The organism is Enterobacter quasihormaechei (assembly GCF_004331385.1).
In the GTDB taxonomy this organism is placed as follows: Bacteria; Pseudomonadota; Gammaproteobacteria; order Enterobacterales; family Enterobacteriaceae; genus Enterobacter; species Enterobacter quasihormaechei.
Genome location: NZ_SJON01000005.1, coordinates 151094 through 165839, shown reverse-complemented (window position 1 = coordinate 165839; position 14746 = coordinate 151094). Strand labels below are relative to the sequence as shown.

The window sequence follows — 14746 nt, the reverse complement described above, 5'->3', positions numbered from 1 at the left end:
CTGCTGTAAAGCGGGGATGAGCGGAAAAGTACGCAGGTAAATCCTCGGTAATTGATAGCCGTTTTGTTACCACTATCTCCTTTCTCAGATGGAGATAATAATGAAACGGACAGTACTCACCCCCACACTCTCTGCCACCGCGCTACTGCTTGCCATGCAGGCGGCGCACGCTGCGCCACAGGCGCACGTGGTTTGCGGTTATTCCCACACCCTTGGCGATGATGCCATTATGATGTACGGCATGCCCAACGAGGCCATGCTGCACGATTTTTTTGGTAACGTGCAAACGGACGCTTACTCCAGCCGCGAATCGCTGCGTACGCAAGAAAAGACGACCTGCGATAATAAAGCAGACAGCTCGGCCTACTGGGCGCCGTCGCTGAGGTTGCCGGACGGAACGGTGGTGAAACCCGCCTACCAAAAAACCTATTATCAGGCATCGAACGTTGACGCCTGGCCGCTGCACCCGTTCCCGGCGGGGCTGTCGCTGCTGGCCGGCGATCATCACGGCACCGCGCCCAATTCCCATATCACCTTTTTATGCGCCAACGGTAAGGGCTACACCAGCAAAACGGGTGAAGTCTGCGGCTTACGCAAGGCGAAGGATGCCGTGCAGTTTAATATCGGCATTCAGTTCCCCAACTGCTGGGATGGGGTACACCTGAAGCCTGCCCACGGTCTGGTTAACGCCACCTACGACACGAAAGGGCAGTGTCCGTCCGCCTTCCCGATTAAGATCCCGACGGTGAACATGAATATCGCGTACGTGCTCCCGACGATTAGCGCTCTGGACACCAGCAAAGCGCAGCTTTCACTCGACCCCATCATGCACGGTAATGAGCGCGAGGAGCGGTGGGGAAGCCTCTATACGGCGCATGCTGACTTCATGAACGGCTGGACGGAAGATGCCGCGCGCTTTATGACCGACCTGTGTATGAACCGCGGGCTGGATTGCGGCACCACTGTCCCATACGGATATTCAAAAGCGAAGGCCAACGTCTGGCTAAGCAGCCTGGAACCCACACTGTCGCAGCCCGATCCTCAGGCCTTACTGGTGCAGGATAACTGGCAGAACGGCGGAAGGACGAAAAACAGCGAAACCTTGTCGCTGGTGAAGTTCAACATTCCTCCGCTGCCTGCCGGACAGGATCCTGCCCAGTTTAAGTACCGCGTACGTATCTATGGCGGGAAAGTGGAAACCAACGGCGCGGATCAAATCTTCTTCTATCCGGCGAGCAACGACTGGGATCCGGCCAGCGTGAACTGGCACGCGCGACCGTCCTGCAACTACCGGTCGGATGCGGTACTGTACCTGAACCACGCTCGCGAATACCGGATGGTGGATGTCGATAAAGCGGTACGCAAGGCGCTGGCAGAAGGGAAAACCGAAATATCGTGGTATATCGGCGGCGATCGTCAGGGAAACCACTATCAGTTTGAGACGGCATCATCTCCGCAAAGTCTGATCCTGATGCTCACCGGGTTTAGCAAAACGCCGGAGAACTGATAGCGGGTGAAAACCTCATGCATAAAAAAAGCACCGGGGCTTCCGGTGCTTTCTCGTCAGATCTTGCAGGCATCGCCGCAGTCGTCATCGGCGACAATCGCCTGGGCTTTTTTATCCGCGTCGTCGAGACGTTCCGCGTTGCGCTCTTCTGCTTCATCCAGCCCGTTAAAGACTAAGTTATCGAGATCAATTTCCATGTGCCACCTGCGTTATTCAGTTTTTGATACTGGCACAGTATAAGTCAAAAAAAGGGGGCGATGCACCCCGCAGCACATATGGATAATCCCTGCCATACTCAGTGCTTTATTGTTGAGGAACGCTGATGATTACGCTGTGTAAAACCTGCGGTACCGCTTACGATGAACACCCCAAACGCTGCCCGATTTGCGACGATGAACGCCAGTATGTTCCGGTGACGGGCCAGGTGTGGACGGATTTCGATAGTCTTACGGCCACGCATACCAACAAATGGCAACAGCTGGAGCCGCAGCTGTTCAGCATCAAAACCGTCCCCTCTTTTGCCATCAACCAGCGCGCCATCCTGCTGCGCACGCCGCAGGGCAATATCCTGTGGGACTGCATCGCGAACCTTGACCCGGCAACCAGAGCGTTAATTGACGCGCTCGGCGGGATCGGCGCGATTGCGATTTCGCACCCTCATTACTACACCACCATGCAGGAGTGGGCCGCGGCGTTTAACGCGCCGATCTACCTGCACGCCAGCGATCGGCAGTGGGTAATGCGTGACAGTCCGGCGATACGCTTCTGGGAGGAGGACACTCTGGAAATTATGCCGTCGGTAACGCTGTTGCGACTGGGCGGGCATTTCGCAGGCGGCACGGTGCTGCACTGGCAGTCAGGCGACGGCGTACTGCTGGCCGGTGATATTTTGCAGGTCACGCCGGGTAAAGACGCCGTGTCGTTTATGTGGAGTTATCCGAATATGCTCCCGCTGCCTGCCCGCACCGTCGAGTCGGTGACCGGCCGACTGGCGGGGAAAAAGTACCAGCGCCTGTACGGGGCCTTTGAAGGGCAGAACATCCTGACGAATGCGGATGAGATCGTGCAGCGGTCGGGCCAAAAATATATTGCTTGTCTCCGATAAAGCACGGTGGTTAAATTTTACGAGTGTGATCGCGATCATACCTAAACTAAAACAGATAAAAGAGAAATGGCTATGCAACATATCATTGAAGGTTTTCTCAGCTTTCAAAAAGAGATTTTCCCGCAACGTAAAGAGCTTTTTCGTAGTTTAGCGTCCAGTCAGAATCCCAAAGCGCTGTTCATCTCCTGCTCCGACAGCCGTCTGGTTCCGGAACTGGTTACGCAACAGGAGCCAGGACAGCTCTTTGTCATTCGAAACGCTGGCAACATTGTGCCACCGTTCGGGCCGGAGCCTGGCGGCGTCTCAGCGACCATCGAATACGCGGTGGTGGCCCTCGGCGTGACCGATATCGTAATCTGCGGCCACTCAAACTGCGGCGCGATGAAGGCGATTGCCGACAACGCGGATCTGGAGCCCATGCCGGCCGTTTCCCACTGGCTGCGCTATTCTGATGCGGCGAAAGCGGTGGTGGAGAAGAAAACCTGGGATACGCCAATCGATAAAGTGAATGCGATGGTGCAGGAGAACGTCTTTGCGCAGCTGAGCAACATCAAGACCCATCCGTCGGTGGCGGTAGGCCTGCGCAACAACGCCATCCGCCTGCACGGCTGGGTGTATGATATTGAAAGCGGCAAAATCCTTGCCCTGGATAAGAACACCAAAAGCTTTGTATCGCTGTCGGAAAACCCGGAAGTCTTCTTCGAGTAATCCGACACCGTAGGGCAGGGAAGCCCGGTTAAAACTCCATGAAAGGTAATTTCCGCCGCACGCCCGACGCAGGATTTCCCGCCGCTTTCGCCATCGCCTTACCAATTTCAGCACACTCTGACAAACCCTGAACAAACGGATGGTCGTGCATCAGCCAGGGAATCGCCCCAAACGCGATACGTCCGCGCAGAGACGCAGGTGACAGCAACGTGTAGTCTTCCCCCACGTCCGGTATCTCATCGCCCGTTTCCTCAAGCTGTTTGCGCAGCGTCGGGAAGGGGATATCCTTATTTTTGAGCGGTTTTTGCCCGCGCGCATCAATAAAGACATCGAAGCGATAACTCTTTTCTTGCGTGGTGATGACGGTTTGATCGCTGCCGATATCCAGGTCGTAATCATCACTGAGGGCGACCACGCTGATGATCCCTGCCTCTCGTAGCGCCAGTAACCGGCGGATAGACTGCGGTGGAATGGCGGCATAGTTATCAATAAATACGCGCTCCAGCCCCGACTTAAACCGCTCTCTGTCCTGTTCGTTAAGTGAAGGAACAATCGCCTGAACCACCTCATGCAGACGAAGCACGGTATAGCGCCAGGCAACGGTGCGTTTGTCGCGCTTGTTGCGCTCCACTTCTTTCAGATTCGCTTCGGCCCAGGTGAAAGGACCATGATTTTTACGATCCTCAAACCAGACCTCACGAAGGGTGTCGGCATTCAGCGTGCTGAGCGATATCGCCTGGCACCACTGCGGATCGGCCAGCTCAAGCTCTTTCACCATCAGCGCAAAAATGCGGTCAAGCAGCCCGTCCGGGCCTTTAGCGATCTCGCTTTCTGCCACAGATGCCGTTAACACCGACAGCGGTTCATAAGGAATAGGGCAGTAAAAGTCGGCTTCCGGCAGAACGCCCGTGCGGGACATCAGCGTGATTTTTAACCCCTCGCTGCCTTTATTGACAACGAACTGCTCGCCGGTAAACCGACCGTGCTGCATCACAACCGCCATCGCGGCGTCCAGCCCGCTGAGGGACGTCCCCATGATCCCCACCTCGCAGGCTCGGATCTCTGCGTCCATCAGCCCCGACCATGGGCTCGGGTACCAGGCGCGGGTGGCTTCATCTTCATCAGGCCAGACGTGACCGGTGGCGACCACGGCAAGGTCAAATCTTCTGGAGAAAGGCGCATCGTTCACTGACAGGGCCACGCCGTCTGCATCTGCTTTGATATCCGTTACTTCTGCGTTGGGATGAACCTCGACCTGAAATCCTGCCTTTTTCGCCTCGGCAACGACGGCGAGAAAACGGTCGTGGAAATATTCACCCAGCAGAATACGGGGCAAAAACTGCCGGTCGTGCAGTTTGTCTTTGTCGACGCTATAGCGGGCAAGATGGGCTGCATTTTGCTGTTTAAGCCAGTCGAGATAGGTGATAAAAATGGGCGGGATTTCAATACTGGCGATGTTCGCCAGCATCAGTCGGGAGTTATCTTCATCGCTGTAAGGCATACCGACGCCGGGCTGATCTGCTTTCTCAAACACGGAGATCGAAAGGGGCGCTGCGTTGGTAAGAAGTGAGTAGAAGGTGTAAATCCCTGTTGGGCCTGAGCCGATAATGGCAATTTTTTTCATCGAAAGCGTTCCTGCGTTTCTGAACCATAGAATAAGCGTAGCAGGAGAAAGGTTAAGTCATTCAATGAAGGGAAAAATTAAGACGTTAAGAAGAGGATTTTTGCACCATTTCAGGACTGAAATGGTGCGTCCGAGTGGACTCGAACCACCGACCCCCACCATGTCAAGGTGGTGCTCTAACCAACTGAGCTACGGACGCAGAATGGTGCGTTCAATTGGACTCGAACCAACGACCCCCACCATGTCAAGGTGGTGCTCTAACCAACTGAGCTATGAACGCATTGTGTTGTCGGTGACAACGGGGACGAATATTAGCGGCACAGCACCAAGGTGGCAAGAGGGAAAATGCATTTTTCTCTCTGATTTCACGCGATTGCTTCATTACCGCGCAAAGTGAAGAGAAAGTAGCCGCCAGCCGGCGGCTACAGGGTCATTAACGTGCAGCGCGCTGCAAAATAACCGTAGAGGGCTGACGTTGCAGGAAGCGCATGCGCAGCATCATCATAATGGCCGCAGACGTTAAGCCGATGATAAAGCCCATCCAGAACCCGGCTGGCCCCATGCGATCCACCACCAAATCCGTGAGCGCCAGAATGTAGCCACTCGGCAGGCCCAGCACCCAGTAGGCAATGAAGGTGATAAAGAAGATGGAACGCGTATCTTTATACCCACGCAGCACGCCGCTGCCAATCACCTGGATGGAGTCAGAGATCTGATAAATGGCCGCCAGCAGCATCAGGTGCGAGGCCAGCGTCACTACCTCCGGATTGTCGTTATAGAGCAGGGCAATTTGCTCACGCAACAGCACGGTAAAGAGGGCGGTACAGACCGCCATGCAGACGCCGACGCCCAGCCCGGTGCGGGCAGCCGTTTGCGCATCCAGCGTAGAGCCTTGCCCCAGACGGAAGCCCACGCGAATCGTCACCGCAGCCGCCAGCGACATCGGCAGAACAAACATCAAAGAGCTGAAGTTCAGGGCGATCTGGTGGCCTGCCACATCAATAATCCCTAGCGGCGAAACCAGCAGGGCGACAACGGCAAACAGCGTCACTTCAAAGAACAGCGCCAGCGCAATGGGCAGACCCAGCTGGGTCAGGCGGGTCAACATCGCCCAGTCAGGCGTGCTAAAGGCGGTGTCGTTGCGAATGTCGCGCATGGATCGCGCATGCTTAATGTAGGTGAGCATGCTTCCGAACATCACCCAGTACACCGCTGCCGTCGCAACGCCGCAGCCCACGCCACCGAGCTCCGGCATGCCAAAATGACCGTAAATGAAGATATAGTTCACGGGAATATTCACCAGCAAGCCGATAAATCCCATCACCATGCCCGGCTTGGTTTTTGCCAGCCCTTCACACTGGTTACGTGCTACCTGGAAGAACAGATAGCCGGGGGCGCCCCAGAGCAGGGCGCGCAAATAACCGACCGCCTTATCTGCCAGCGCCGGATCGATATTATGCATGGCGCGGATAATATACCCGGCGTTCCACAGAACGATCATAATCAGGACGGAGACGCCTCCGGCCAGCCAGAAGCCCTGGCGAACCTGATGGGCCACGCGGTCACGTCGACCGGAGCCGTTAAGCTGTGCGATAACGGGCGTCAGCGCCAGCAGCAGGCCGTGACCAAACAGAATGGCCGGGAGCCAGATTGAGGTTCCGATCGCCACGGCGGCCATATCGGTGGCGCTGTAACCACCGGCCATTACCGTATCCACAAATCCCATTGCGGTTTGGGCTACCTGCGCGACGATCACCGGTATTGCCAGTGCCAATAACTGACGCGCTTCGATCATATACTTCTGCACGTGAACACCTTTGTATTGTAGTTATTTGAGAGACTAAAAAGGCCGCCGTAACTGGCAGCAAGAAGAAAAAACAGAGGGATGCCAGCTATTGTAGCGGGGTTTAACTAATTATCTAGTGAAAAAATCGCCAGAAATTGCGCATCACTGGCAACCTGTTTTTTCAACTGTTATTGTGGTGGGATTATACGGTGTCATCGCCGTTCGGAATGAACAGGAGCTGTAAGCATGTTTACTGGTATTGTGCAGGGCACTGCCAAAGTGGTGTCCATTGATGAAAAACCGAATTTCCGCACTCACGTGGTCGAGCTGCCTGAATATATGCTCGACGGCATTGAAACCGGGGCGTCGATAGCGCATAACGGCTGCTGCCTGACGGTGACCGAAATTAACGGTAACCAGATCGCTTTTGATTTAATGAAAGAGACGCTGCGCATCACTAACCTGGGCGAGCTGGAAGTGGGGGATACCGTCAACGTTGAGCGGGCGGCGAAATTCAGCGATGAGATTGGCGGGCACCTGATGTCGGGCCATATTATGACCACCGCCGAAGTGGCGAAAATCGTGACCTCGGAAAATAACCGTCAAATCTGGTTTAAGGTGCAGGATCCCACCTTAATGAAATACATCCTTTATAAAGGATTTATTGGCATTGATGGGATTAGCCTGACCGTAGGTGAAGTGACGCCAACCCGTTTTTGCGTGCATTTAATTCCAGAAACGTTGCAACGTACAACGCTTGGTTCAAAAAAACTGGGGCAGCGGGTGAATATCGAAATTGATCCGCAGACCCAGGCGGTCGTGGATACCGTTGAGCGCGTGCTGGCGGCGAAAGAGGCGGCGATAATAAAGGCCGTGGGAGAAGAATAAAAAATAACCCCGGGCAACCGGGGTTATTTTTTTAGCGGGCCACGCGCAGGCCGTGCTCAATCCCGCGACTAAACACCACCTGCCATAGCTGTATATCCCGCGCGCGAAAAGCCCCGGCACAGGCATTCAGATAATAGCTGAACATCCGTTTGAATCGTTCCGAATAGTTGTCGGCGATTTCAGGCCATGCGGCCTGGAAACGTTCGTGCCACGCCATCAGCGTGGTGTCGTAATCTGCGCCAAAATTATGCCAGTCTTCCACAATGAAATGCGGTTCGCTGGCGTTGGCAATCTGGCGAACAGAGGGTAAACAGCCATTCGGGAAGATATATTTATTAATCCAGGGATCCACGTTGTTGTCGGTGCGCTTAGAGCCGATGGTGTGTAGCAGGAAAATACCGTCAGGCTTCAGGTTCCGGTCAGCGACCTCGAAATAGGTCCTGTAGTTCTTGGGCCCGACGTGCTCGAACATGCCAACGGAAACAATGCGGTCGAACTGCTCGTTCAGGTCGCGGTAATCCTGAAGCCGAATATCGACATCCAGCCCCAGGCAACGCGCCTGCGCCATCTTCTGCTGTTCAGCCGAAATCGTGACCCCGACGACGCTCACGCCGTAATGCTTCGCCATAAACCAGGCAAGGCCGCCCCAACCACAGCCGATGTCCAGCACGCGCATGCCGGGCTGCAACTGCAATTTATCGCAGATCAGCTGTAGCTTATCCTGCTGCGCCTCTTCCAGGGTCGTCGCTTTTTTCCAGTATCCGCAGGAGTACTGCATTAACGGGTCGAGCATGCGGCTGAAAAGGTCGTTGCCCAGATCGTAATGCTCTTTGCCGACGATCCATGCGCGCTTTTTACTTTGCAGATTGAACAGGCGGGCGGAGGCGATACGTAGCGTATCTTTAAAGTGACGGGGGAGCTGATTTTCCAGACCGGCGCGTAATACGCTGGAGAAGAACATATCCAGCCGTTCACACTCCCACCAGCCGTCCATATAGCTTTCACCCAGCCCTAACGATCCCTCCTGCAAAACGCGTTTGAAAAAATCGGGATGCTTAATCTGGGGATCGGAGGGCGATGAGCCATTAATTGTAATGCCCGCACGTCCCAACATTTCACTGACGATCCGGGACCAGTTATCGTCCGGAACGCTGACTTCTTCTATACACGATGAACTCATAGCTTCTCCATCACCTTGCTGTGATCAGAACCTTAAAACAGCGTAGACGCTTTTTTGGTTTGTGAGAAATCTCACGGTAAATGCCCGCGAGGCTAATATCCGACGTAGAACAGAGGAAGGGAGATAACCCTTGCCGAAATGCCTTCCATGGTAAAACGGGAGCGCTCCGGCTCCCGTTAACGCTTAATATTTATCGTATTTATCGAACCAAATTCAGTATAGGCCTCAAAAATGGGTGATTCAACAGAAAATTGTTAGCAACCTAATCACTGGTTTTTAACATAATTTCCCGCGCAATCAGGCATGAGACGTTTCGGTTTGCGCGTCGTCATTCTGCTCGCGACGCGCGGAGGACTGCATGCGATACCCCAGACCTGCCAGCGCAACGGTGACCAGCATTACGCTGGTGGTGGTGAGCAGTGGGGTGACAATCAGCGCAGAGACCACGAGGCTTGCCAGGAAGCACAGGCCAAGTTGCAGGGTATTTTGCAGCGCGGCAGCACGGCCTGTCGCCTGCGGGAACGGACGTAGTGCCTGCGCCACTACAATTGGGTAAATGGCCCCGTTAGCGATCGCCATAACGCAGAACGGAATCAAAATTTCTGCAAGCCCGGCACCGGGAATAAAGCCGACGGCCCAGGTCGCAATCACGCTTAACGCATACAACACCAGCAACCAGGGCAGCATCTGTTGGCCTTCCCATTTTTGCAGTGCGGCGCGACAGCCATAGCCACCCACCAGGAAGGCGATGGTCTGTGGAACGTAGCTCAGGCCGATAGCCGCCGGGCTGTAGCCCATGTCATGCAGAATGAACGGCGAACCGGTCAGCCAGGCAAAGAAGCTGGCAGAGCAGGCGGCATAAATCAGCACGTTACCGCGATAGGCTTTTGCCCGCAGTAAAGAGGTAAAGGTCACTGGCTGCGCGTCCGGATGCGTCTCTTTTTTACGCGCAGGCTTGAGCCCGAACGCGGGCAGCATCAGCACCAGCGTGATGGCAAACAGCGTGGCGAAAATGGCCTGCCAGTCGAAATGCGCCAGGATCCAGCTGCCCAACAGCGGGGCGAGCGCCGGCGACAGGCCGACCAGCGGCATAATGGTGGCGAAAATGCGGTTAGTGCGCGAAGCCGGATAATAATCGGTTACCAGCGCCTGCCAGGTGACCGCTGCGGCACAGACGCCGACGGCCTGGATGAAGCGCAGCACGAGGAGCCAGGCGGCATCGCGGACCCACAGCATGCCCAGACAGCCTACGGCAAAAATTGCCAGCCCCAGCAACAGGACGGGTTTACGGCCAAAACGATCTGAGAGCGGCCCCCAGAGCAGTTGCGCAAAGGCAAAGCCTGCGAGGAACAAACTCAGGCTGGCGCTGATGGCGGCGGCAGGGGTTTGCAAATCTTCCTGCATCGCGGCGAACGCGGGCAGATACATATCGGTCGCCAAAAAGCCCAGCACGCTTAAGCCGCCGAGCCAGACTAAAAATCCTTTCCTGGGTTGCACTGTTTATTCTCCTGAGGAGGCAGGTGTACGTTGGCGCAGAGTGTAGGAGGTGCAAAGCGGCTTGTGAAACGCTAATATTTGGCGGGTGAATTCAAAAATTTTGCAGGCAAAAGATGTGGTCAGATTATTCTCTTGAAGTGGTCGATGCCGTGGCGCGTAACGGCAGCTTTACCGGTGCCGCCCAGGAGCTGCATCGCGTTCCTTCAGCCATCAGCTATACGGTGCGTCAGCTGGAAGCGTGGCTGGCGGTCCCGCTGTTTGAGCGGCGCCATCGCGACGTGGAGCTCACGCCCGCCGGCGCGTGGTTTTTGAAAGAGGGGCGGTCTGTTATCAAAAAAATGCAGATCACCCGCGAGCAGTGCCAGCAGATCGCCAACGGCTGGCGCGGGCATCTTTCCATCGCGGTGGATAACATCGTTAAGCCGGAACGCACCCGGCAGATGATCGTCGATTTCTATCGTCATTTCTCCGACGTCGAACTGCGCGTTTCACAGGAGGTGTTTAACGGCGTCTGGGATGCGCTGGCGGACGGCAGGGCAGAGATGGCAATTGGCGCCACCCAGGCGATCCCGGTTGGGGGGCGCTACGCGTTTCGCGACATGGGCATGCTGAGCTGGACCTGCGTGGTCGCGCGCGATCATCCGCTGGCGGCGCTGGAAGGGCCGCTGAGCGATGACACCTTGCGCAACTGGCCCTCGCTGGTGCTGGAAGATACGTCCCGTTCGCTGCCGAAGCGTATTACCTGGCTGCTGGATAATCAGCGCCGCGTGGTCGCGCCGGACTGGGAGTCGTCAGCCACCTGCCTGAGCGCGGGGCTGTGCGTTGGCATGGTGCCGGTGCATTTTGCGCGCCCGCGCATCGACGCGGGGGAGTGGGTGGCCCTGACGCTGGAAAATCCCTTCCCGGACGCCGCGTGCTGTCTGACGTGGCAGCAAAACGACGTATCGCCCGCCATGGCCTGGCTGCTGGATTATCTGGGAGACAGCGAAACGCTGAACCGGGAGTGGTTACGGGGACCAGCATAGCTGGCCCCGTAAAAGGATTAACGACGGTAGTCGCGGAACGGACCGTCCGCAACGGAACGGCGTTCAATCAGGCGCGGGTGCACTTCAATGGACTGGGACTGTTCACGCTTGTTGACGATCCTGTCCATCAGCATATTGAAGGCGGTTTCACCCAGCGAATCTTTCGGCTGGTGAATGGTGGTCAGCGCCGGCGTAAAGAAGCGGGCGTTGCGCACGTTATCATAGCCAATCACCGAGATATCCTGCGGAACGCGCAGGCCGAGTTCATCTGCCGCACAGAGGGCGCCCATGGCCATGATATCGCCGCCGCAGAACACTGCGGTAGGGCGATGCGGCTGGGAGACGATCTGCTGCATGGCGCGATAGCCCGACTCCGGCTCGAAATCGCCCTGAACAATCCAGTTTTCCGGCACGGTAATCAGCGCCTCTTCCATCGCCTTCATGAAACCGGCCAGGCGGCCAGCACCGGTATTTCGCTCCAGCGGGCCCGGGATCACGCCAATTTCACGATGTCCGCGTTCCACCAGGTAACGCCCCGCCATGTAGCCGCCTTCAAAGGCGTTATCGATAACGGAATCGGTGAAGTCGGCGCGCGCTTCGCCCCAGTCCATCACCACCATCGGAATGTGGCGATACTCTTCGAGCATGGAAAGGACCGACTCTGGGTATTCAGAACACATCACCAGCAGGCCGTCGACGCGCTTTTGCGCCATCATCGACAGATAAGCGCGCTGTTTCTCAATGTTGTTCCACGCGTTACCCAGAATCAGGGTATAGCCCTTCTGGAAGCAGTTTTTTTCAACGGCTTCGATAATTTCAGCAAAGTAGGCCGCTTCACTGCTGGTGGCCAGCAGGCCAATCGATTTGGTGTGATTAACCTTCAGGCTACGCGCGACCGCACTTGGCGAGTAGTGCAGTTCTTTGATCGCTGCCCAGACGGCATTACGCGTCTCTTCAGCGACAAAACGCGTTTTGTTAATAACATGTGATACGGTTGTAGTGGAAACGTTTGCGCGTTTTGCTACGTCTTTAATTGTTGCCATTAAATGTCACTCCAGACCATATCCTAAGCTCCTGAAACCATTGAAGGTAAACGTTTGCCTTCTCTCACCCTTATTACGCAATCTTGAGTTGCGACACGCCGGGAAAACGACACAGGACGTCAGGAGGGGGTCAGTGGCCGGTACGCTAATAAATTTAGCGTGGAATTTTGTCCTATCTTGATGAAAAGGGGAAGAGGTAAAGTGGATATCCGCTTAAATCCTGGAAGATTTTTGACCTGAACTGTGTAAAAATGAGCAGGCTCACTTTTCGTAGGGTGAATAAAAGGAGAAAAATTGATGAGTACCGATCTGAAGTTTTCGCTGTTTACCACCATTGTTGTTCTTGCCCTGATTGTTGCGGGTGGTTTAACCGCTGCGCTGCACTGATTTAGGTGGAGGGAGAATTTTCTCCCTCGCTTGCCGCTATTGTTATCTTTCCGGCAAAAATCTTTTGCCAAAATGTTAACTTCTCATTTTTTGTGATTGATGTCATGCTTTTGACTTCTTAATTCTGTGCCGGGTAACGGCACGGTATCCGGAGTTTATTCATGAAAATCAATTTTCCCCTGCTGGCCCTGGCGATTGGCGCCTTTGGGATTGGCACCACTGAATTCTCCCCGATGGGGTTATTGCCTGTTATCGCCCGGGGCGTGGACGTCTCTATCCCTGCGGCCGGTATGTTGATCAGCGCCTACGCGATCGGCGTGATGGTGGGCGCGCCGCTGATGACGCTGCTGCTTTCGCACCGCGCGCGCCGCAATGCGCTGATTTTCCTGATGGCGATTTTCACCCTGGGCAACGTGCTTTCCGCGATTTCGCCGGATTACACCACGCTGATGCTTTCCCGTATTCTGACCAGCCTGAACCATGGCGCCTTCTTCGGGCTGGGCTCGGTTGTTGCCGCCAGCGTGGTGCCAAAACATAAGCAGGCCAGCGCGGTAGCCACCATGTTTATGGGGCTGACCATCGCCAATATTGGCGGTGTTCCCGCCGCCACCTGGCTGGGAGAAGCTATCGGCTGGCGTATGTCTTTCCTCGCAACCGCCGGACTGGGCGTGGTCGCGATGGTCGCGCTGTTCTTCTCACTGCCGAAAGGAAGTGCGGGAGAACGTCCGGAAGTACGTAAAGAGCTGGCGGTGCTGATGCGTCCCCAGGTGCTTTCCGCGCTGCTCACCACGGTACTGGGGGCGGGGGCGATGTTTACGCTCTACACCTATATCTCCCCGGTGCTGCACGACATTACCCACGCAACGCCACTCTTTGTTACCGCGATGCTGGTGCTGATTGGTGTCGGGTTCTCGATTGGCAACTATCTCGGCGGGAAATTTGCCGACCGCTCCGTGAGTGGGACGCTGAAAGGCTTCTTAACGCTGCTGATCGTCATCATGGTGGCGATCCCGTGGCTGGCGCGTAACGAAGCGGGCGCCGCGGTTGCCATGGTGGTGTGGGGCGCCGCAACCTTTGCCGTGGTGCCGCCGTTGCAGATGCGCGTGATGCGTGTTGCGCATGAGGCGCCGGGGCTCTCATCGTCCGTGAATATCGGTGCGTTTAACCTGGGCAATGCGCTGGGAGCCGCAGCGGGCGGGGCGGTGATTTCCGGTGGTTTAGGTTACAGCTTTGTGCCGGTGATGGGGGCGATCATTGCCGCACTCGGCCTGCTGCTGGTGCTGATGTCCGGGCGTAAACAGCCAGAAGCGGTGTGTACGGCGGAATAAACAAAAACGCAGAAGGGTTGCCCCTTCTGCGTGTCCCTTACGCGGCGAAGTTCTTCGCAACAAATTCCCAGTTAACCAGTGCCCAGAAGTGCTCCAGGTAGTTCGGGCGCGCATTACGATAATCAATGTAATAGGCGTGTTCCCATACGTCCACGGTCATCAGCGGCGTTGCGCTGGTGGTCAGTGGGGTACCCGCATTAGAGGTGGAAACGATAGCCAGTTTGCCATCGGCCTCTTTCACCAGCCAGGTCCAGCCGGAGCCAAAGTTTTTAACGGCGGCGTCAGTAAACTTCGCTTTGAAGTCCGCGAAGCTGCCGAATGCGGCGTTAATCGCTGCGGCCAGATCACCGGTAGGTTCCCCACCTGCATTCGGTGCCAGGCAGTGCCAGTAGAAGGTGTGGTTCCACACCTGAGCAGCATTGTTGAATACGCCACCGTCTGAATTGCGCACGATCTCTTCCAGCGTTTTGCCTTCAAAATCGGTGCCTTTGATCAGGTTGTTCAGGTTGGTGACGTAGGTCTGGTGATGTTTGCCGTAATGGTACTCCAGGGTTTCCGCGGAAATGTGCGGGGCCAGGGCGTCTTTTGCATACGGTAGTGCAGGTAATTCGAACGACATTGCTTCTCTCCTTATTGTTTTATACGTTGCCAATAACCCTACAGACAAC

14 protein-coding genes and 2 tRNA genes are annotated in these 14746 nt (G+C 55.7%); 7 read left to right on the top strand and 9 right to left on the bottom strand.

The features are described from left to right. The first annotated feature begins 100 nt into the window (after positions 1-100). Entirely contained in the window at positions 101-1507 is a 1407-nt protein-coding gene (locus E0L16_RS09435) for a DUF1996 domain-containing protein (protein WP_131636797.1), read from the top strand. 56 nt (positions 1508-1563) lie between these two features. On the opposite strand, the gene E0L16_RS09430 is transcribed toward E0L16_RS09435, so the two are convergent. Beyond that, on the bottom strand, positions 1564-1704 hold the full coding sequence (locus E0L16_RS09430; RefSeq protein ID WP_003857665.1) for a hypothetical protein: 141 nt from the start codon (positions 1702-1704) through the stop codon (positions 1564-1566). A 125-nt stretch (positions 1705-1829) separates the two neighbouring features. On the opposite strand from E0L16_RS09430, the gene E0L16_RS09425 reads away from it, so the two are divergent. Continuing rightward, positions 1830-2612, top strand: coding sequence for an MBL fold metallo-hydrolase (locus tag E0L16_RS09425; RefSeq protein ID WP_131636796.1), 783 nt, complete (start codon positions 1830-1832; stop codon positions 2610-2612). 72 nt (positions 2613-2684) lie between these two features. Further along, complete coding sequence (locus E0L16_RS09420) at positions 2685-3320, top strand: carbonic anhydrase (protein ID WP_063448938.1); 636 nt, start codon at positions 2685-2687, stop codon at positions 3318-3320. Between the two features lie 28 nt (positions 3321-3348). Here the strand turns inward: E0L16_RS09420 and E0L16_RS09415 are convergent, their stop codons facing one another. From E0L16_RS09415 to mdtK, 4 genes are all read right to left on the bottom strand, one after another. Beyond that, positions 3349-4944 carry an FAD-NAD(P)-binding protein gene (locus tag E0L16_RS09415; RefSeq protein ID WP_131636795.1) on the bottom strand — a complete coding sequence of 532 codons (1596 nt, stop codon included), beginning with the start codon at positions 4942-4944 and terminating at the stop codon, positions 3349-3351. 122 nt (positions 4945-5066) lie between these two features. Next, positions 5067-5143, bottom strand: a tRNA-Val gene (locus E0L16_RS09410). Positions 5144-5147: 4 nt separating this feature from the next. After that, a tRNA-Val gene (locus E0L16_RS09405) sits at positions 5148-5224 on the bottom strand. A 153-nt stretch (positions 5225-5377) separates the two neighbouring features. Further along, positions 5378-6751: an MdtK family multidrug efflux MATE transporter gene (mdtK, locus tag E0L16_RS09400; protein ID WP_131636794.1), complete on the bottom strand. Its 1374-nt coding sequence runs from the start codon at positions 6749-6751 to the stop codon at positions 5378-5380. A 225-nt stretch (positions 6752-6976) separates the two neighbouring features. Between mdtK and E0L16_RS09395 the strand changes: the two genes are divergently transcribed. Continuing rightward, positions 6977-7618 (top strand): riboflavin synthase subunit alpha, encoded by a 642-nt coding sequence (locus tag E0L16_RS09395; RefSeq protein ID WP_131636793.1) that lies wholly within the window; start codon positions 6977-6979, stop codon positions 7616-7618. A 31-nt stretch (positions 7619-7649) separates the two neighbouring features. Here E0L16_RS09395 and cfa read toward each other — a convergent pair whose 3' ends face one another. After that, complete coding sequence (cfa, locus tag E0L16_RS09390; protein WP_131636792.1) at positions 7650-8798, bottom strand: cyclopropane fatty acyl phospholipid synthase; 1149 nt, start codon at positions 8796-8798, stop codon at positions 7650-7652. A gap of 297 nt (positions 8799-9095) precedes the next feature. Next, a complete protein-coding gene (gene punC, locus E0L16_RS09385) occupies positions 9096-10295 on the bottom strand; it encodes a purine nucleoside transporter PunC (RefSeq protein WP_131636791.1) in 1200 nt (399 codons plus the stop codon). 113 nt (positions 10296-10408) lie between these two features. On the opposite strand from punC, the gene punR reads away from it, so the two are divergent. Then, positions 10409-11320 (top strand): DNA-binding transcriptional activator PunR, encoded by a 912-nt coding sequence (punR, locus tag E0L16_RS09380; RefSeq protein WP_047353996.1) that lies wholly within the window; start codon positions 10409-10411, stop codon positions 11318-11320. A 17-nt stretch (positions 11321-11337) separates the two neighbouring features. Here punR and purR read toward each other — a convergent pair whose 3' ends face one another. After that, on the bottom strand, positions 11338-12363 hold the full coding sequence (purR, locus tag E0L16_RS09375) for an HTH-type transcriptional repressor PurR (RefSeq protein WP_006809011.1): 1026 nt from the start codon (positions 12361-12363) through the stop codon (positions 11338-11340). Between the two features lie 297 nt (positions 12364-12660). Here purR and cydH point away from each other — a divergent pair, with 297 nt between their 5' ends. Together cydH and E0L16_RS09365 are read left to right on the top strand one after the other, a co-directional pair. After that, complete coding sequence (gene cydH, locus E0L16_RS09370; RefSeq protein WP_003857632.1) at positions 12661-12750, top strand: cytochrome bd-I oxidase subunit CydH; 90 nt, start codon at positions 12661-12663, stop codon at positions 12748-12750. Between the two features lie 161 nt (positions 12751-12911). Then, entirely contained in the window at positions 12912-14078 is a 1167-nt protein-coding gene (locus E0L16_RS09365) for an MFS transporter (protein ID WP_131636790.1), read from the top strand. A gap of 37 nt (positions 14079-14115) precedes the next feature. Here the strand turns inward: E0L16_RS09365 and sodB are convergent, their stop codons facing one another. Continuing rightward, positions 14116-14697 (bottom strand): superoxide dismutase [Fe], encoded by a 582-nt coding sequence (gene sodB, locus E0L16_RS09360; protein ID WP_063867005.1) that lies wholly within the window; start codon positions 14695-14697, stop codon positions 14116-14118. Positions 14698-14746: the final 49 nt, after the last annotated feature.